Annotated in this window: 20 protein-coding genes, 1 pseudogene and 1 CRISPR repeat array (1 of these 22 cut by a window edge); of the genes and pseudogenes, 14 read left to right on the top strand and 7 right to left on the bottom strand. The window is 41.0% G+C overall.

Features of this window, described 5'->3' with window-relative positions; genetic code table 11:
• Positions 1 to 87: 87 nt before the first annotated feature.
• The 3 genes from ACPEH5_RS00995 to ACPEH5_RS00985 form a co-directional block, all read right to left on the bottom strand.
• A complete protein-coding gene (locus ACPEH5_RS00995; protein ID WP_048606812.1) occupies positions 88 to 585 on the bottom strand; it encodes a hypothetical protein in 498 nt (165 codons plus the stop codon).
• Between the two features lie 108 nt (positions 586 to 693).
• Complete coding sequence (locus tag ACPEH5_RS00990; protein WP_166686874.1) at positions 694 to 1,053, bottom strand: MmcQ/YjbR family DNA-binding protein; 360 nt, start codon at positions 1,051 to 1,053, stop codon at positions 694 to 696.
• Positions 1,054 to 1,484: 431 nt separating this feature from the next.
• Entirely contained in the window at positions 1,485 to 1,802 is a 318-nt protein-coding gene (locus ACPEH5_RS00985) for a hypothetical protein (RefSeq protein ID WP_129465787.1), read from the bottom strand.
• A 556-nt stretch (positions 1,803 to 2,358) separates the two neighbouring features.
• Between ACPEH5_RS00985 and ACPEH5_RS00980 the strand changes: the two genes are divergently transcribed.
• The gene (locus ACPEH5_RS00980) at positions 2,359 to 2,490 is read left to right on the top strand and encodes an entericidin A/B family lipoprotein (RefSeq protein ID WP_048606810.1); all 132 of its coding nucleotides are present in this window, start codon (positions 2,359 to 2,361) and stop codon (positions 2,488 to 2,490) included.
• Between the two features lie 231 nt (positions 2,491 to 2,721).
• Here the strand turns inward: ACPEH5_RS00980 and ACPEH5_RS00975 are convergent.
• The 4 genes and pseudogenes from ACPEH5_RS00975 to fliE all read right to left on the bottom strand — a co-directional run.
• Positions 2,722 to 2,844, bottom strand: a pseudogene (locus ACPEH5_RS00975) (cold-shock protein); the annotation flags it as partial.
• 7 nt (positions 2,845 to 2,851) lie between these two features.
• A complete protein-coding gene (gene cspE / locus ACPEH5_RS00970; RefSeq protein WP_042844225.1) occupies positions 2,852 to 3,064 on the bottom strand; it encodes a transcription antiterminator/RNA stability regulator CspE in 213 nt (70 codons plus the stop codon).
• 347 nt (positions 3,065 to 3,411) lie between these two features.
• Positions 3,412 to 3,819, bottom strand: coding sequence for an ASCH domain-containing protein (locus ACPEH5_RS00965; RefSeq protein WP_042844226.1), 408 nt, complete (start codon positions 3,817 to 3,819; stop codon positions 3,412 to 3,414).
• 870 nt (positions 3,820 to 4,689) lie between these two features.
• Positions 4,690 to 5,001 (bottom strand): flagellar hook-basal body complex protein FliE, encoded by a 312-nt coding sequence (gene fliE, locus ACPEH5_RS00960; RefSeq protein WP_042844236.1) that lies wholly within the window; start codon positions 4,999 to 5,001, stop codon positions 4,690 to 4,692.
• A 244-nt stretch (positions 5,002 to 5,245) separates the two neighbouring features.
• On the opposite strand from fliE, the gene fliF reads away from it, so the two are divergent.
• From fliF to fliR, 13 genes are all read left to right on the top strand, one after another.
• Positions 5,246 to 6,931: a flagellar basal-body MS-ring/collar protein FliF gene (fliF, locus tag ACPEH5_RS00955; protein WP_281111177.1), complete on the top strand. Its 1,686-nt coding sequence runs from the start codon at positions 5,246 to 5,248 to the stop codon at positions 6,929 to 6,931.
• Positions 6,928 to 7,920, top strand: a complete 993-nt coding sequence (gene fliG, locus ACPEH5_RS00950; RefSeq protein WP_042844239.1) for a flagellar motor switch protein FliG — start codon at positions 6,928 to 6,930, stop codon at positions 7,918 to 7,920. Before fliF ends, fliG begins: the two co-directional genes overlap by 4 nt.
• The gene (fliH, locus tag ACPEH5_RS00945) at positions 7,913 to 8,632 is read left to right on the top strand and encodes a flagellar assembly protein FliH (protein ID WP_042844240.1); all 720 of its coding nucleotides are present in this window, start codon (positions 7,913 to 7,915) and stop codon (positions 8,630 to 8,632) included. Before fliG ends, fliH begins: the two co-directional genes overlap by 8 nt.
• Positions 8,629 to 9,993 (top strand): flagellar protein export ATPase FliI, encoded by a 1,365-nt coding sequence (gene fliI, locus ACPEH5_RS00940; protein WP_129465775.1) that lies wholly within the window; start codon positions 8,629 to 8,631, stop codon positions 9,991 to 9,993. Before fliH ends, fliI begins: the two co-directional genes overlap by 4 nt.
• 11 nt (positions 9,994 to 10,004) lie before the next feature.
• Positions 10,005 to 10,448 carry a flagellar export protein FliJ gene (fliJ, locus tag ACPEH5_RS00935; protein ID WP_042844242.1) on the top strand — a complete coding sequence of 148 codons (444 nt, stop codon included), beginning with the start codon at positions 10,005 to 10,007 and terminating at the stop codon, positions 10,446 to 10,448.
• Entirely contained in the window at positions 10,449 to 11,822 is a 1,374-nt protein-coding gene (locus ACPEH5_RS00930; RefSeq protein ID WP_281111176.1) for a flagellar hook-length control protein FliK, read from the top strand. It abuts the gene before it with no gap.
• A gap of 164 nt (positions 11,823 to 11,986) precedes the next feature.
• On the top strand, positions 11,987 to 12,466 hold the full coding sequence (gene fliL, locus ACPEH5_RS00925) for a flagellar basal body-associated protein FliL (protein ID WP_042844245.1): 480 nt from the start codon (positions 11,987 to 11,989) through the stop codon (positions 12,464 to 12,466).
• A gap of 5 nt (positions 12,467 to 12,471) precedes the next feature.
• Entirely contained in the window at positions 12,472 to 13,479 is a 1,008-nt protein-coding gene (gene fliM / locus ACPEH5_RS00920) for a flagellar motor switch protein FliM (RefSeq protein WP_042844246.1), read from the top strand.
• On the top strand, positions 13,472 to 13,888 hold the full coding sequence (gene fliN, locus ACPEH5_RS00915) for a flagellar motor switch protein FliN (protein WP_042844248.1): 417 nt from the start codon (positions 13,472 to 13,474) through the stop codon (positions 13,886 to 13,888). The genes fliM and fliN overlap by 8 nt, the downstream gene beginning before the upstream one ends.
• Before the next feature lie 22 nt (positions 13,889 to 13,910).
• Entirely contained in the window at positions 13,911 to 14,369 is a 459-nt protein-coding gene (gene fliO, locus ACPEH5_RS00910) for a flagellar biosynthetic protein FliO (RefSeq protein WP_129465773.1), read from the top strand.
• A 36-nt stretch (positions 14,370 to 14,405) separates the two neighbouring features.
• Entirely contained in the window at positions 14,406 to 15,125 is a 720-nt protein-coding gene (gene fliP, locus ACPEH5_RS00905) for a flagellar type III secretion system pore protein FliP (protein WP_173424801.1), read from the top strand.
• A gap of 8 nt (positions 15,126 to 15,133) precedes the next feature.
• Positions 15,134 to 15,403, top strand: a complete 270-nt coding sequence (gene fliQ / locus ACPEH5_RS00900; protein ID WP_042844250.1) for a flagellar biosynthesis protein FliQ — start codon at positions 15,134 to 15,136, stop codon at positions 15,401 to 15,403.
• A 2-nt stretch (positions 15,404 to 15,405) separates the two neighbouring features.
• On the top strand, positions 15,406 to 16,185 hold the full coding sequence (gene fliR, locus ACPEH5_RS00895; protein WP_042844251.1) for a flagellar biosynthetic protein FliR: 780 nt from the start codon (positions 15,406 to 15,408) through the stop codon (positions 16,183 to 16,185).
• Between the two features lie 376 nt (positions 16,186 to 16,561).
• Positions 16,562 to 17,061: direct repeats of the CRISPR family, unit length 28 nt; unit sequence TTTCTAAGCTGCCTGTATGGCAGTGAAC (it continues 368 nt past the right edge of the window).

Below are 17,061 nucleotides of genomic sequence, written 5' to 3'. Positions count from 1 at the left end.
TAATTTAATAACCATATACCGCTTATATTTAAATTAAATTTATTATAAAAACGACCAATCAAGTTATTTTTAATATAACCCAAAGTATTAAGGTGTGAATGTTACAACTCCAATAGGGTTGTGTGTTGATTTAGTTGTCAGCCAAATACTAATGTTACCTATAGGTGTTGTGAACCTCTCACTTGTTTTATCGCAAGCCTCACTGTTTTGGCAATTTTGCTTTATCTTAGTGATGAGGTCTGCATTGAAACCATTTTTTTGCAGAAAATCAGCCTCAATATTCAGCTTTTCATTAAAATTCTGGAAACTGGGATTACGCCCATCAATCCCCGCGAATGTAGAAATAACTTTGACCAGCGCTCCTTTATCAAAGGTGAGTTCATTTGAATAGGACCATTGATTAAAAGGCTTCTGATTTTCAAACTTACAAGTTGTGATATTTTCTTTCGTTTCACAGTTACCATCTTTAACAAAGTTGATACTTTCCATTGACTGCCCCCAAGTTAAGCCAAATGGAGCATCAGGCTTGCTATCACAGCCAACTAATAAAGCTGTAAAAGCCATTGCGACTAAAATTTTTTTCATCATCATGCCTTTTTAGTGATCTATCGTTTGAAAGTAGTAAATGATACTAACAACTGGATACCATAACGCTAAAGAAAAAATACAGTAACAAGTTTACAAACCAACCCGCTATTTATAGGTTAGTTTATAACTTTCATCGATCAACAAGGTAAGCTCGTGCTTATTAAAATCACTATTCAGGTGTACCGTCACCCAGTGCTCCTTGTTCATATGGTATGCAGGGTAAACACCTTTATTTAGCTTTAAAGAACCAACTAATTCAGGGGCAGCTTTCAGGTTTATAATGTCAATTATCTTACCCCCTCCACCTTCATATAATTTATTTGCTGGAATACTCATCATAACAGCAAACCACTTTGAGTTGTTTGTATGCCGAAAAACAAGGTATTTAGGTAGCTTAGCCCATGGGTGCTCAGGAGCTACACCATAATGGCTCTGTATATAATCAATGACCTCGTCTCTCTTCATGTTTTGCCCTCATCAACTCACTGCAACCATGTTAGATCAGTAAAAATGCAAATTAAAACCAATAAATACCTTGATGCTTTGGAAATAGGGTTATACAACTAGAATACCAATAAGTGCCTAATCTACAGATAAATACAGCTCTCACTTTCTAGATTACTTATTGAATTTTATTAATTATTTTTAAGAATATAGTCTAGTTAACTTTGATAACGTTACTCTTGCTGTTAAAAACTTACAAAAAGAAACATATTTTTAACTATGTATTCATAAGCTAACTAAAGAAGCGGTATAGTGAACACCAATGTTAATCTCATTTAATACATTCCTTTCGGCTCCTACTCGGAGCCATTTTTTTCTTGATATAATCGTTAACCTAAGCAAACCCGATAGAACACTTCACATAGGACAAAATTAATTTTTTAGCCGTAATCTTATTCACAACTATCACCCCATCTCTTTTGAAAGTCATTCTCTGACATTATTTCACCTTCAAAATCAAATAATGGAAAAGAATACACGCATGAGCCCTGCTTACTTGCGGCCACTTGGACGATAAACCGTTTATATTTATAAGGGCTCCCATCCTTAAAAGTAAAAACTTCGCCGCAGACATGACCAATCACTTTATTTTTCATGCTAGTGCCGTTTGAATAAAACGTGACATTTTTAAAACTAGCCGCTTGAGGTTGATACATAAAATCAGCAACCATCGCTTTTGCGCCGTCAATAACGCTCGGGTTTTTACTCACATTCAGAGAAACGCCAAATATAAATGCAAGCAATACCAATAATAGAACACATAAGAAACGCAAAATCTTAGTTAGCACAGCAAATAACCATGAATGAAATACAGGCTCAAAATGTACTCTTTATAACCATCCAGAGCAATAAAAACGCGTATTCATCAGGCAATTACATTAATTGAGTGATTAGGTGACATGGATAAAACTCGCGTAAAGGATAAATGACCAAGCAACGTTAGCTCAAACCTTTACAAAATTATTCTGGTCATTTTTTAACCATAACTATACATTAATATTCTCAGCTGAAGAATGTTAAAAACACTGAGTACATAGAACCAAGCAATAAATTACTCTCGATAGCATACTAATAAGACAGTCTAGTGTATTTAAACCTTGATACCCTGCGATCCCTTAACCCTATTGCAGGGTTCTTTTTATTTCCTGAAATACTCATTTATTTACATCGGCAAAATGAGCCAAAAATGACACTGTTGATATTCTGCTATAATTAAATAAGCACTATCTGATGACTTGTGTTTTTTTACAACGAGAGGAAGAAGATATGTTAAAAAAGATCAGTTTATTCGTATGCTCAATCGCGGTTATATTCTCTTTAACAGCCTGTAATACCACCAAAGGCGTCGGTGAAGATGTCGAGGCTGGAGGCGAAGCGATACAAAGAGCGGCTCAATAGTGACCCAAGGCAGGCTGAATTAGCGTCACTAAAGGCTACTTAATGTAGCCTTTATAATATGAATAGGGTTATTATTTTATTAATTATCTGAAGATCATGCATATATATTATTGGAATTTAATCGCCATATAATAAGTTATCGTAAAAACCTAACCTATTAATGTCAAAAAACCCCGCACTTGGCGAGGTTTTAAATATTGACCTAACTAGCAGCTAATTAGCTTGAGCTTTCATCGCACTTTTGCAAAAAATACATTTTGCACCATGTGGATTACTTACTGAAATATCAAACTGTGAAGTCCGATATTGTGAGCCGCTACAGCAAGGACATTTAAAATAAAAATAAATTTTTATTGTGCCCTTAAAGCGCAACTACATTTGCAGCAGCTGGACCTTTCATACCATTTTCAATGGTAAATGAAACTTGTTGGCCTTCAGCTAAAGATTTGAAGTTATCGCTCTGGATTGCAGAGAAGTGAACAAACACATCTTTACTGCCATCAGCAGGAGTAATAAAACCAAAACCTTTATCATCGTTAAACCATTTTACTGAACCAGTCATTGTATTAGACATAGAATTTCCTTTAATTTTTTAATTTTGCCATAAGGCATATGTGCGGTTTGTTTGGTATTTTTACTTATGGGAATTAATTAGAAGGAATTCGCAATGAAGAGGTATCTGAGATAGCGCTTAATGGTGAACATCTTAAAACTGACTAGCATAAATAGGCCTGTACTTCCAAACCAGTGAACGAATTAGACCACAAATATTTAGAGATAGCAAACTTTATTATACTAACCATTAAATAACTAGCTTTATAAGAGAAGTTTAATGACCAGGGTTTACGGCGCATAGGATAAATATGTTTATTTTATATTCCATCCAATAAAAACCCACTGTAAGCGGGCCTTGTAAGTTTTTTAAATGACTTCAATTAGCTCAAACTCTTCAGCAACTAGCTCCATATCATCAGAAAAACAGCCTTCTCGAGTAAAAAAGTCCTTATGACCCGCTCTCCAAAAATCTAAGCTTAAATCACCCTCACCTTCTTTCCTCGCAAACTCTTCAGTAACTTCATTAAACTTAATTAGTTTTAATGCTGTTGTCCGTATCACACACTTAGGCTCTTTAGCCCCATTAAGGATAATATTGATGCCACCAATTTTAATTAAATCTTCAGATAAATAGGATTTCAATGAACTACATGACGCTGTTTTACGCCCATTAACTACAAGAGCAACTAACTCATCAGCAAGTTCGGGGCTATCACCGAATGACCATACCGATGCATTTGGGTATTTAGTTTTTAATTTATCCAAAGTATTCATTATCAATCTCTCTATATTCTTTATTAGCCTGACAATATATATTTATTATGGTCACTTGTCATACTTGTGGCATATCACTAAACGTCCTAACTATTTCTTCATGAGGTTTTGGTAGATGGATAATAGAGCGCAAATCTTTTGGAAAAGAAAGTCAGTGATAATGGAAACTTTAATGAAGGTTATGGAAATGGAGCAAGACTAATCACATGGCTAACGGACAAGCACGTGAAAGAGGCCCATTCAGGAAAAATTAAAAGGCATTAATAAAGATATAAACCGACAAATCACTCAGGCTGTTAACGCTGGGAGCCGTAAAAATGCCCTCGATAAGCTCACTGGAATGGTTGTGATGACAGCCAAAAATCAAAACGCTATCAAGCACAAGTAACCCACCGCACCAACACTAATGTATAAACATAATAATGGAAACCGCTTTCCCAACACTTTCAGCTAACGTGAAAGGATGCGTAGGGAATAATTGCCCGAAAAATTGAATAGCAACAAATGAAGCTTCCATAAATAACACCTATACAAATCAGAATGCAATCATTTAAACAGAATAAATAATTGTTATCAATCGATAAGTAATGGTTTCCCACATCCAGAGGTAAGCATGAATATTGATAAATACAAATTACGTGTAACCCTAAACGTAAGTACACCATGAACCCCATATTTTAATTGCCTAGCCATAACAATAAAATCAACTCTTCAACCTAAAGTAGAGCTTGAATGGTTAATAATATATATAGTGTGGATAACTGAAAATGATGCCAGCTAAATTGATATTTTGAATAGAAATGCCCCATCACTGCCCCAAGGAAGCAATGACAAGGCAATAAATTCATAATATTAAAGCAGGTAATTAAATCACACTGGCATTGACATAATTTCTTGGTATGCAGCCACCAGCTTATTTCTGACTTGTATGCCCATTTGGAGGCTTAAACTCGCTTTTTGCATATCAACCATCACATCATTCAAAGAAATATCTTGTTTTCCCAACGTAAAGTTTTCAACTTGCTTAGCAGAATCATTACGTGTTTTATTTATTTGATTCACAGAGGCGACCAGATGATCAGCAAAACCGACGGGTTCTATTATAGGTTTTGTTGGGTTCGTTGCCTGAGTTGCCACAACATTTAATTGTGATACAACTCCTTCAATCGCTTGAACTGTCATTTTATTCTCTTCTTATATAGTGTGAATTTTTGTCACAAATTTATTTAGCAAGCTTACCCTACCACACCCTTTTTAACTTGAAGCCGATAAATAACACCTAAATTATAGGCTGATTCCGTCATTAGAACCCTACAAAACAATAAATAATAGCAAAGTGAAAAAGTGACGTTACGAAGAGGGAAATAACATTGTTTCACCAAAAGTATTTTCATCCGTCTAGTAGTCTGCCAAGCAGGGAATATTTATGAGTGCCGCATCTAAAGACACGGGGGAGGCCAAAAAGGGTTTTGCCTCAATAATTGATCGTATTAAAGCTGATCCTAAAATACCGTTAATGATTGCGGCGGCTGCAGCTGTTTCAATTATTGTTGCCCTACTTCTCTGGTTACGCAGTCCTGACTATCGCGTACTTCTTAGTAATCTTAGTGCTAAAGATGGTGGCGATATTGTCAGCCAATTAACTCAGATGAATGTGCCATATCAAATCGCTGATAATGGTAGCGCCATTTTAGTTCCTGCAGATAAAGTGCATGAATTACGTTTGAAGCTCGCCCAATCTGGTTTACCTAAAGGGGGGAATACTGGCTTTGAATTATTAGATAAAGAACAGTTTGGTATTAGCCAATTTAGTGAACAAATTAACTACCAGCGTGCTTTAGAGGGTGAATTATCTCGCACTATCGAATCGTTGAGCCCCGTGCAAAGTGCGCGTGTACATTTAGCAATCCCAAAACCGACACTATTTGTCCGTGAGCAAAAGTTGCCTACAGCTTCTGTCACGGTAGGTTTATTACCTGGAAGAATGCTCGACGAAGGGCAAATTAGCGCCATTGTGCATATGGTCTCAAGTAGCGTAACAGGATTAACTGCAAGTAATGTAATTATAGTCGACCAAGCGGGACGCTTGCTCACAAATAATGATAACAGCCAGCAATCAGCTAATAGCGCACAAATTAAGATGACCAAAGAGATGGAATCTCATCTCAAACAACGCATTGAAGATATTTTGTCACCATTAGTTGGGCGTGCCAATATTCATGCACAAGTCACCGCGCAAATGGATTTCTCCAAGGTTGAGCAAACCTCCGAAGAATATAAGCCGAACCAAACACCGGACAGCGCCGCTATTCGTTCCCGCCAGAACAGCCAAAGTATGCAAAACAATAATGGCGGCACGGGCGGTGTCCCGGGGGCATTGTCGAATCAACCGGTTAGCGCACCGAATGCGCCAATTGAAACTAACAAAGACAATAAAGACGCACAGCAAACCACCAATAACCGTAATAACACGACTAACTCGCAAAGCGATGAAACCACAAATTACGAAGTAGATCGCAAAATTAGCCATACTCAACGGCAAATTGGCGTCATTGATAGGCTCTCGGTCGCAGTTATTGTTAATTACCATTCACAAGAAGGCGAAAATGGGCCAGAAATGAAACCATTGCCGCCAGAGATGCTACAGCAAATTGAAGCGTTAACACGAGAAGCGATGGGCTTTTCTTCAGCACGAGGAGACTCAATCAACATCACTAACTCCTTATTTACTGATGATACGCCTGTTGAAGTAGAGCCATCATTACTGTCCAATCCACAGTTGATTACACAACTTTTGGATTACGGAAAAATATTGCTCATCACCCTCATTGCTTGGTTTATGTGGCGCTTCGGTATCAAACCTCAATGGGTTAAATATCGTAAAACACAACAAGCCCAAGTTGATGCTGAAATTTTTGTCGCAACTCAGGCAAAAGCACCGTTCGTGGTAGATGAAGAAATAAACGAAGACATGGATGAGCAAACACGCCGCCGTCTTACTCGCCAGCGTGTTAGTGCAGAGATCCAAAGCCAACGTATACGTGAAATGGCAGAGAAAGACCCACAAGTCGTGGCAATGGTTATCCGTCAGTGGTTAGGAAAATCCCTATGAGTTTAAGTGGAACAGAAAAAAGTGCCGTAATGTTAATGACACTCGGTGAAGATCAGGCTGCGGAAGTATTTAAGCATCTAAATCCTAAAGAAGTTCAACAATTGAGTATGGCGGTGTCTAACATGCGCCAAATCTCCAATAACGAACTTGCGGAAGTGCTAACTGAATTTGAAGAGTCAGCAATTCAATTCGCGGCCTTAAATATCAACACAAATGATTACCTGCGTTCTGTACTTGTCAAAGCGTTGGGTGAGGAACGCGCAGCTAGCTTACTTGAAGATATCTTTGAAAAACAAGAAACCACCTCAGGTATCGAAAGCCTCAACTACATGGAGCCACAAACTGTTGCCGATATTATCCGTGATGAACATCCACAGATTATCGCCACAATTTTAGTCCACTTGAAACGTAACCTCGCTGCGGACGTACTTGAATTATTTGAAGAGCGCCAACGCAATGACATTATGCTACGTATCGCTACTTTTGGTGGAGTGCAACCTGCAGCCCTAGCGGAACTGACCGAAGTCTTAAACAACTTATTGGACGGCCAAAACCTCAAACGCAGCAAAATGGGTGGCGTAAGAACAGCAGCAGAAATTATCAACTTAATGAAAAGCCAACAAGAAGAAAGCGTTATCGATGCAATGCGGGATTACGATGGCGAATTGGCTCAACGCATTATTGATGAAATGTTCCTGTTCGAAAACCTTATCGAAGTGGACAACCGCAGTATCCAACGTATTTTGCAAGAAGTGTCAACCGACTCACTGGTCATTGCCCTCAAAGGCAGCAATCAAGCCCTGCGCGACCATTTCCTCAACAATATGGCGGTTCGCGCTGCCGAAATTGTTCGCGACGACTTGGAATCGCGTTCACCGGTTCGCATGTCCCAAGTGGAAAACGAGCAAAAAGCGATCCTGCTTATCGTTCGTCGTTTAGTAGAAAAAGGCGAAATCGCCATCGGTGGTGGAGACGATGTGTATGTCTAATTCAACAACGCCTAACGACCAATGGCAGCCTTGGCAACTGCGTGAGCTTAACCAATGGGATCTTAATTCAACTTTAAATGAAGCTCCTGAGCCAGACGCACCAAAAGTGCCATGCTTAGAGCCGAAAGAAGTCTTAGAGCAAATCAACTTGCTCGATAACATAAAAGAAGATGCGCAGCGTACAGGTTATCAACAAGGCTATGAACAAGGCCAAAAAGAGGGTTATCAAGCCGGGTTTGAACAAGGTTTACGTGCTGGCGAAGAGCAAGGGCGTGAGCAAGCACTTGCTTTGCAACAACCCGTCATTGAGACATGGCAAAAATTGTTATCTGAGTTCAATTATTCTCTTGATACCTTTGATACGGTTGTTACCACAAAGCTGCTACAAATTGCATTAACAGCTGCAAAACAAGTGTTGGGTCAATCTACTGTATGTGATGGTACTGCATTACTTGAGGAAATCAGTAACTTATTACAGCAAAAACCTATTTTTGCGGGTCAACCAGAATTACATGTTAACCCCAATCATTTTGAGTTGATTGAACAGCACCTTGGTTCACTCTTAAATCTGAATGGTTGGCGGTTAGTCGCAGACCCTAAGCTGCATATTGGGGGTTGTCGTGTGGTCGCTGAAGATGGCGAAATCGATATGACCGTCGCAACACGTTGGCAAGAATTGTGCCGTTTATATGCACCGGAGAGCTTTACATGACCGCACGTTTGGGACGCTGGATTGCCTCGCTTGACGATTTTGAATCGCGGATGAAAGGCATTCCGATGGTACGCCGTTATGGCCGCCTAACAAAAATTACGGGCTTAGTCATGGAAGCCGAGGGGATTAAAATGCCCTTAGGGGCAACCTGCTTTATTGAACGCTCCATTAATGGCGGTACAGACGAAGTTGTGTGTGAAGTCGTCGGTTTTAGTGGGCCTAGAATGTTGTTGATGCCATTAGCCGACCTCGAAGGTATCTCCCCAGGTGCTCGTGTCTATGCTCAATCAACGGGGGATGACGGGCAAACCAGCCGCTTACTCCCTATTGGTAATGAACTATTAGGGCGAGTGCTTGATGCACAAGGCACCCCATTAGATGGCAAAGGCCCACTCGAAGTTAAAGCGCGAGCCCCATTAATCACCCCCCCCATTAATCCTCTTGAACGCACACCAATCAGTAGTGTGCTCGATGTCGGTGTACGAGCAATCAACGCGTTATTGACTGTGGGTAGAGGGCAACGCATGGGCCTGTTTGCTGGCTCAGGCGTAGGGAAAAGTGTATTACTTGGCATGATGGCACGCTTTACCCAAGCCGATATCATCGTCGTTGGGCTGATTGGGGAACGTGGCCGTGAAGTTAAAGATTTTATTGAAAATATTTTAGGCACTGACGGTTTAAAACGTGCAGTGGTGGTTGCTGCACCTGCTGATGTTTCCCCCCTCTTACGTATGCAAGGTGCATCTTATGCCACGCGTATCGCCGAATATTTCCGCGATCAAGGCCTCAGCGTGTTGCTGATCATGGATTCCCTTACTCGCTACAGTATGGCTCAACGCGAAATCGCCTTAGCCGTCGGTGAACCACCAGCAACGAAAGGCTACCCCCCTTCTGTTTTTGCCAAGCTACCCGCACTCGTTGAGCGCGCAGGTAATGGCAAGAATGGCGGCTCGATCACCGCTTTTTATACCGTATTAACAGAAGGCGATGACCAGCAAGACCCGATCGCAGATTCTGCTCGCGCCATCCTTGATGGTCACATTGTGCTTTCTCGTTCTTTAGCAGAGTCAGGGCACTACCCAGCTATTGACATTGAAGCGTCCATTAGCCGTGCAATGACTGAACTGATCCCAAAAGAACATTACCGAAAAATTCAGCGTTTTAAACAACTCACCTCTAGCTATCAACGCAACCGCGATTTAATCAACGTGGGGGCTTATGCAATGGGAAGTGACCCAATGCTGGATACTGCAATTCAATATTACCCACGTATGTCTAAGTTTTTACAGCAAGATATTGATGAACGTTGTGATTACCAAACTGCTTGCGAGCAATTACAGCAAGTGGTACCTAGCGAGTAACGAGGGGATAAATGGCCAATAACAATGCCTTAACGACATTACTCAGTTTAGCCGTAGAAGCCTCCGAAGAGGCAGCAAAGGTGTTAGCGCAAGTACGCCAAACTCATACACAAATGGCGCAACAATTAACCATGCTGGAGAATTATCAAACCGAATATCGGCAAACATTAAACCAGACATTGCACAGCGGAATGGCCTCCGATAAATGGCAAAATTACCAGCAATTTCTCGTCACGTTAGAGCTAACCATTGAACAACAGCAGCAACAACTTAATTTGTGGGAACAAAAAGTGGATGAGGCTAATCGTCATTGGCAAGAAAAACAACAACGGGTCAATGCGTTTGATACTTTGATACAACGCGCTGAACACACCGAACATCAACGTCAAAATCGTATAGAGCAAAAACAAATGGATGAATTTGCCCAACGAGCGACTTTACGGAGACCACAATAAATGGACATCAACGCGACTATCGTACCTGTTGCACCGCCAGCAAAGACCATAAAAAGTGCTAATGAACAGCAAAATGGCCCCAAGGATGACGAAAACCAAGCTCCCGCATTACCATTTCAAGCGCTACTTGATAACCAACAACCCGCGCCCAAAAATACGGCTGTAAACACGGCCGTTGATGAACAAGCGCTGAATAAAGAAATTGTCGCCGATAAGTTAGCGGTTTCAGATAAAACAAGCGCGTCCCCGGCAAGCAAAACACCCACTCATGGTGAGAACACCCTTGAGCAGCTTAATTTCACCCGCAATCTTAGAGGTGACGGCGTACAAACCGCTCTACAATTTGAGCTGTTAGTCGGGGAGAATTCAAGCGAACAACCTTGGCTCAATAATTTAAAGTTATCGCTTTCTAGTCAAATACATCCATCAGCTAATGGGCAACTTGCCGCTGAGTCGCTCCCTAAGTTAGGCACGTTTAACCAAAAGATGCAGCAACTAAATGGTGACCTTGAAGATATCACACTAACTAGTGACAAACTGCTAGATAAGAGCCAATTAGTGCTTGATGAACAAGAAGATAAACCGGCAATAACGACGTTTATTAAAAACGAAAAGGATGAGCGTCGCGACCAGCCCCTTTTACCTTTAGATAATCAACGTGACGTTCGTAGTAAAAACCTGACAGCGGATTTTATGCCATTAAATAAAAAAGTGAGCGATAAAGAGCCGCAGTCTGGCCTACCCACTTTTTCGACTGATATGCTTGGTTCAAACGGGAAAGGTGCTTTTGTCACACAAAGCGAAACGAGTGCCTTTACCACGGCCACAACACACCAGACATCAACTCAACCAATTAGCATGATGCCAACAACCTCTGCCGCACAAGCCGCTGCAATGAACGCTCCGACCGCAGCGCCAACCTTGCATCTCACTAGCCAATTAGGCAGCGAAGCTTGGCAACAACAGTTAAGCCAACACATGTTATTTTTCTCCCGACAAGGTGTTTCTCAGGCGCAAATTCGCTTACATCCTGAAGAGTTAGGCTCACTCAATGTGCATTTACGCATTGAAGATAACCAAGCCGTCATGCACTTTGTTTCGCCTCACAGCCATGTTCGCGCCGCGATGGAGTCCATGATGCCTGTATTACGTAATGCGCTACAAGAAAGTGGCATTCACTTAGCTCAAGGCTCTGTGGGGCAAGATAACTTGGGTAACTCATCAGATAATCAACAGCACAACACGCATCAACATGATGGCCATATTCAAGCTACTCATGCAACGGCCGGTGCCGTTGGTATCAGTGAAGCGAATGCTTCTGTTGCCGCTCAAAAGTCGGTATCTAGGCAAGGTGGGATTAACACTTTTGCATAATAAGTAAACGAAATGCGGTAATTTCCTAGCTAAAGCGCCGAGTTACCGCCTTTTTGTTTCGTTTTTCACTCCTTTAACTCTTAGCAATCAAGCGATAATGCTAGAGATCATAAAGTAAAAAACCCATTTGGGTTTAGCATCCAAGAAACAGGAATTCAGCTAACATGTCGTCACGCAAAGAATCAAAAAGTTCTCATAAAGGGTTGATCATTCTGCTTGCCCTTATTGCCTTAGCAGGGGCTGGTTTTGGTGGTTACACCTGGTGGACGACACAGCAAAACACTCAAACGGCTAGTGAAGAAGAAAAACGTCCGAACATGCCACAACCCATTTTTATGGAGTTAGAGCCATTTACCGTGAATTTAGCCGGTGCTGATAATGGCCCTGATCGTGTGCTCTATATTCATATAACCTTGCGACTTGCAAATGAAAAATCTCGTAAACAACTTCATGAATATCTCCCTGAAGTACGTAGTCGCTTACTACTATTACTATCAGAACAAAAATCAAAAAATATTGAAGTTCATGAAGGCAAGTTGCAGCTAATGAAAGACATTAAGCAAACACTCACCCCTACCCTGATCCCGGGGGATACCGATCAGGATATTTCTGATGTGTTATTTACTACTTTTATTCTGCGGTAATATTCATGAGCGATAATATTTTATCTCAGGCTGAAATTGATGCGCTTCTTAATGATGATGCGCCTTCAAACGATACGCCGGTGCCAGAGAATCAAGGAAAAGATAATATTCGCCCTTACGACCCAAATACGCAACGTCGGGTCATCAGGGAGCGAATGCAGTCTCTTGAAATCATTAACGAACGTTTTGCGCGCCAATTCCGTATGGGGTTATTCAATATGTTACGCCGTAGTCCGGATATCACGGTGGGCGGAATTAAAATTGAACCTTATCACGAGTTTGCTCGTAACTTACCAGTACCAACCAACCTAAATTTAATTCACATGCCACCATTGCGGGGCACTGCGCTCTTTACCTTTGAGCCTGCTCTCGTTTATATCGCGGTTGATAATCTATTTGGGGGAGACGGTCGTTTTCCTGTTCGTCAGGAAGGTAAAGAATTTACCAATACTGAGCAACGGATTATTAACCGAATGTTGAAGTTAGCATTAGGGGCTTATCGCGATGCTTGGAGACCAATAGCGGATATAGAAGTGGAGTATGTACGCTCCGAAATCCAAGTTAAATTTACTAATATCACCACATCACCAAATGACATTGTGGTAACCACGCCATTTTTAGTTGAGATAGGCAATACGGTTGGTGAATTTAGTATTTGTATTCCCATTGCCATGATTGAACCATTGCGTGAGCGTTTAATTAACCCACCAATGGAACAAGGGCACCAAGAAAATGAAACTTGGGTGACAAATCTCGTCACACAAGTAAAACGTTCTGAACTTGAATTGGTTGCCAATTTTGTTGACATTCCAATGCGAATTTCTCGCTTACTGCAACTGCAAAAAGGGGATGTGCTCCCTATTGAGAAGCCTGACCGCCTCATTGTCAATGTTGATGGCGTTCCTGTACTAACCAGTCAATACGGAACTCAAAATGGCCAATATGCGTTGCGTGTAGAACATTTGATTAACCCTGTTTTAAACACTCTAGATGAGGAAAGTACCAATGAGTGAGGCGAAGAACTCTCCTGATGCATCAACCAATCACGCTAGTGAAGACCTATGGGCTGAAGCGCTGGAACAGCAAAAAAAAGCGGAATCCGCCTCAGCTGGTGCACAGGCTTTTGATAACCTTGATGGGCAGAATCCATTAAATCAGTTGTCCGACATCGATATGATTATGGATATCCCAGTTCGCCTATCCGTTGAGCTAGGGCGTACTAAAATGACCATCAAAAAATTACTCAGTTTGTCTCAAGGCTCTGTCGTTTCTCTCGATGGTTTAGCTGGCGAGCCATTAGACATTTTAATTAACGGTTATTTAATCGCTCAAGGGGAAGTCGTCGTCGTTTCAGATAATTATGGTATTCGCATTACAGATATCATTACGCCATCCGAACGTATGCGCCGCTTAAGCCGTTAATAGACAATATGAGTCACTGAAAATGGCAATAACCAACCAAGCTGAACAGGCACCAGCATCCGTGCCTTTTTTGTCAACTAGCGTTCCTTCCAGTGAATTGAATGCGCCAGCTATCGACCATAGTAATAGCTTAACGCAAATTTCAGGCTCATTGGGGGTCATTATTTTATTGATTCTGATTGGCGCTTGGTTGGTTAAAAAATTGGGTTTTGCCCCGAAGAAAATGGGGAAAGAGCAAATTGTGAAAGTGACAAGCAGTTGTTCATTAGGCAATAAAGAACGGGTTGTCGTGGTTGAAGTCAATAATGAGTGTTTAGTATTAGGTGTGACAGCTCAAAATATTAGCCTGTTACATCAATACCCTGCACAAAATAAAACCACTGTATCTTCAGTTATTGAGCCCCTTACGTTCCAATCCGTATTAAAGAAAAAACAAGATGCGGCGGATCATGCGGCATCAGTAACACCTTTGTATAAGTAATTGGAAGCACACATGTTACCACGTAAATCCCTACTGATGATTGCTGTGCTTCTATTTGCATTGCCAAGTTCTGCATCAGCAGCACTCCCTGCCGTTATCAGCCATAGTTTAGCCGATGGAGGCCAAACTTGGTCATTACCCGTTCAAACCTTACTATTTTTAACCCTGTTAGGCTTTATACCCGCCTTACTCTTAATGATGACCAGTTTTACACGCATCATTATTGTTCTCGGTTTATTACGAAATGCCTTAGGGACACCCTCTGCACCACCAAACCAAGTATTATTAGGTTTAGCGTTGTTTTTGACCTTTTTCGTTATGTCCCCCGTTGCCGACCAAGTTTATCGTGAAGCATACCAACCCTTTAGCGAAGATAAAATCAGCCTTGAAGTCGCACTAGAAAAAGGGACTGCCCCGTTAAGGACCTTTATGTTAGGGCAAACTCGCGAATCCGATTTAGCGCTTTTTGCTCGTATTGCCAAAGTGGGGGAGATTCAAGAGGCGAAGGATGTTCCTTTACGGATCCTCGTTCCCGCATTTATCACCAGTGAATTAAAAACGGCATTCCAAATCGGCTTTACCATTTTTATTCCATTTTTAATCATAGACTTGGTTGTTGCTAGCGTCTTAATGGCCTTAGGGATGATGATGGTTCCACCGGCAACCGTTTCACTTCCCTTTAAATTAATGCTGTTTGTATTAGTCGATGGCTGGCAATTATTACTTGGTTCATTATCGCAAAGCTTTTTTAATTAGGAGTAACGATGACACCTGAATCTGTCATGGCAATGGGCACTGAAGCAATGAAAATTGCCTTAATGCTAGCGGCTCCATTATTACTGGCGGCACTAGCCGCAGGGTTGATTATTAGCTTACTGCAAGCCGCAACACAGGTTAACGAAATGACCTTATCTTTTATCCCTAAAATTTTGTCAGTCATTTCAGTGATCATCATTGCGGGGCCTTGGATGCTCAACCTACTAACCGACTATATGCGAACGTTGCTTAGTAATTTACCCTTTATTATTGGCTAACAATGTTAACCATTACCAGTGAAACGCTCACGCTCTGGTTGAGCCAAGGTTTTTACCCTTTCATACGCCTTTTGGCGCTGCTCGGAACAGCGCCCTTTTTTAATGAAAAACAAGCCATTACCAAGGTTCGAGTTGCCCTTGCTTTTTTTGTCGTGTTGATTGTTTCCCCGCAACTTCCCGTGGTAAATATTCCCCTATTTTCTGCAATGGGGTTATGGGTCATTGTGCAACAGATTGTGATTGGTGTGGCGATGGGTTTAACCATGCAAATCGCCTTTGCCGCGGTTCGCCATGCAGGAGAAGTCATTGGTTTGCAAATGGGGTTATCTTTCGCGACCTTTTTTGACCCAACCGGTGGGCCCAATATGCCTATTTTAGGGCGCATCTTCAATGTGATTACTATTTTATTGTTTCTCGCCTTCGATGGCCATTTATGGTTAATTTATATTATCGTCAATTCATTTGAATTGATCCCCATTCAAACAGCCCCACTGAATAGAGACGGTTTTTGGGTATTTGTTCAATTTGCCAATACCTTATTTATTAATGGGTTAATGTTAGCGCTGCCTTTTATTACATTGTTTTTAATTCTCAACCTTGCGCTCGGTATCCTAAACCGTATGACCCCACAACTGTCCGTATTTGTGGTAGGTTTCCCCCTCACCTTAACTATAGGTATCAGTATGTTAGGGGTAATTATCTCCATCCTTCCCCGATATACTGAACGCCTTATCCACCAAGCTTTTGAGCAATTGTCATTGATGTTTAATTTGTTTATTTGAGTCGTGATGTTTGTATTTTTTAATTAAATGCAGGTTTATAAAATTATTTATAAAATCGAATGATGATTGAAAACCAATAACAATTTATTTCAAACTCAAAGCTCATAACCCCTCCTAGTTATCCCTATTATTATCTGGTTATCCGATCTATTTTTCAGGTATTTATCTCTAATCAAAATCTGCCTTTGTGGCAGTAATATAATACCCGTTCTATATTTCATTTCTAAGCTATCGAATGATAGATACGTATTATATTTGATATTAAATTTAACTTAAGGAAGAGTGGTGTGGCTACTCATTACACAAAAACTAGTTTTAACTCATATTTATTTTTTTCACCAATTAGAGAATCTAGATATCTATTCTTTAATATTCTTCTCTAAACTGCCTATACGGCAGTGAACAGCGATTGTTATTTAGGTTCTGGTGTTGGTGCTTTCTAAGCTGCCTATACGGCAGTGAACAGAGAACATCCTGATCCCATTCATCAGCATGATTTCTAAGCTGCCTGTATGGCAGTGAACATGCAATCAGTGAATCACCAATAGTGATAGATTTTCTAAGCTGCCTGTATGGCAGTGAACCTAAGTCTCAGTCTGTAGTAGCTAAAACATTATTTCTAAGCTGCCTGTATGGCAGTGAACCCTCATCGGGCTCAACAATACGGCCATCAAATTTTCTAAGCTGCCTGTATGGCAGTGAACACTTAAAAGGTTCAGAGTTCGTTTTCGATGATTTTCTAAGCTGCCTGTATGGCAGTGAACTATTGTTGACATTGAAAATTTTAGATTTGTCATTTCTAAGCTGCCTGTATGGCAGTGAACCAAGGCTGGCATAAGTCGATTTCTAACGTGCCTTTCTAAGCTGCCTGTATGG

This window comes from Providencia sp. NPDC089933, from assembly GCF_049545585.1.
Taxonomy (GTDB): Bacteria; Pseudomonadota; Gammaproteobacteria; order Enterobacterales; family Enterobacteriaceae; genus Providencia; species Providencia huashanensis.
Note: the sequence above shows the minus strand (reverse complement) of the source record. Positions and strands in the feature narration are given on the sequence as shown.

Bases quoted from the DNA above. Each gene is read 5' to 3' on its own strand.
- fliF (WP_281111177.1), top strand. From the start codon at position 5,246: ATGAGTGCCGCATCTAAAGACACGGGGGAGGCCAAAAAGGGTTTTGCC.
- fliI (WP_129465775.1), top strand. From the start codon at position 8,629: ATGACCGCACGTTTGGGACGCTGGATTGCCTCGCTTGACGATTTTGAA.
- ACPEH5_RS00965 (WP_042844226.1), bottom strand. From the start codon at position 3,819: ATGAATACTTTGGATAAATTAAAAACTAAATACCCAAATGCATCGGTA.
- fliM (WP_042844246.1), top strand. From the start codon at position 12,472: ATGAGCGATAATATTTTATCTCAGGCTGAAATTGATGCGCTTCTTAAT.
- fliH (WP_042844240.1), top strand. From the start codon at position 7,913: ATGTCTAATTCAACAACGCCTAACGACCAATGGCAGCCTTGGCAACTG.
- ACPEH5_RS00980 (WP_048606810.1), top strand. From the start codon at position 2,359: ATGTTAAAAAAGATCAGTTTATTCGTATGCTCAATCGCGGTTATATTC.
- ACPEH5_RS00990 (WP_166686874.1), bottom strand. From the start codon at position 1,053: ATGAAGAGAGACGAGGTCATTGATTATATACAGAGCCATTATGGTGTA.
- fliG (WP_042844239.1), top strand. From the start codon at position 6,928: ATGAGTTTAAGTGGAACAGAAAAAAGTGCCGTAATGTTAATGACACTC.
- fliL (WP_042844245.1), top strand. From the start codon at position 11,987: ATGTCGTCACGCAAAGAATCAAAAAGTTCTCATAAAGGGTTGATCATT.
- ACPEH5_RS00930 (WP_281111176.1), top strand. From the start codon at position 10,449: ATGGACATCAACGCGACTATCGTACCTGTTGCACCGCCAGCAAAGACC.
- fliR (WP_042844251.1), top strand. From the start codon at position 15,406: ATGTTAACCATTACCAGTGAAACGCTCACGCTCTGGTTGAGCCAAGGT.
- fliN (WP_042844248.1), top strand. From the start codon at position 13,472: ATGAGTGAGGCGAAGAACTCTCCTGATGCATCAACCAATCACGCTAGT.
- cspE (WP_042844225.1), bottom strand. From the start codon at position 3,064: ATGTCTAATACAATGACTGGTTCAGTAAAATGGTTTAACGATGATAAA.
- fliJ (WP_042844242.1), top strand. From the start codon at position 10,005: ATGGCCAATAACAATGCCTTAACGACATTACTCAGTTTAGCCGTAGAA.
- fliP (WP_173424801.1), top strand. From the start codon at position 14,406: ATGATTGCTGTGCTTCTATTTGCATTGCCAAGTTCTGCATCAGCAGCA.
- fliO (WP_129465773.1), top strand. From the start codon at position 13,911: ATGGCAATAACCAACCAAGCTGAACAGGCACCAGCATCCGTGCCTTTT.
- ACPEH5_RS00995 (WP_048606812.1), bottom strand. From the start codon at position 585: ATGAAAAAAATTTTAGTCGCAATGGCTTTTACAGCTTTATTAGTTGGC.
- fliE (WP_042844236.1), bottom strand. From the start codon at position 5,001: ATGACAGTTCAAGCGATTGAAGGAGTTGTATCACAATTAAATGTTGTG.
- fliQ (WP_042844250.1), top strand. From the start codon at position 15,134: ATGACACCTGAATCTGTCATGGCAATGGGCACTGAAGCAATGAAAATT.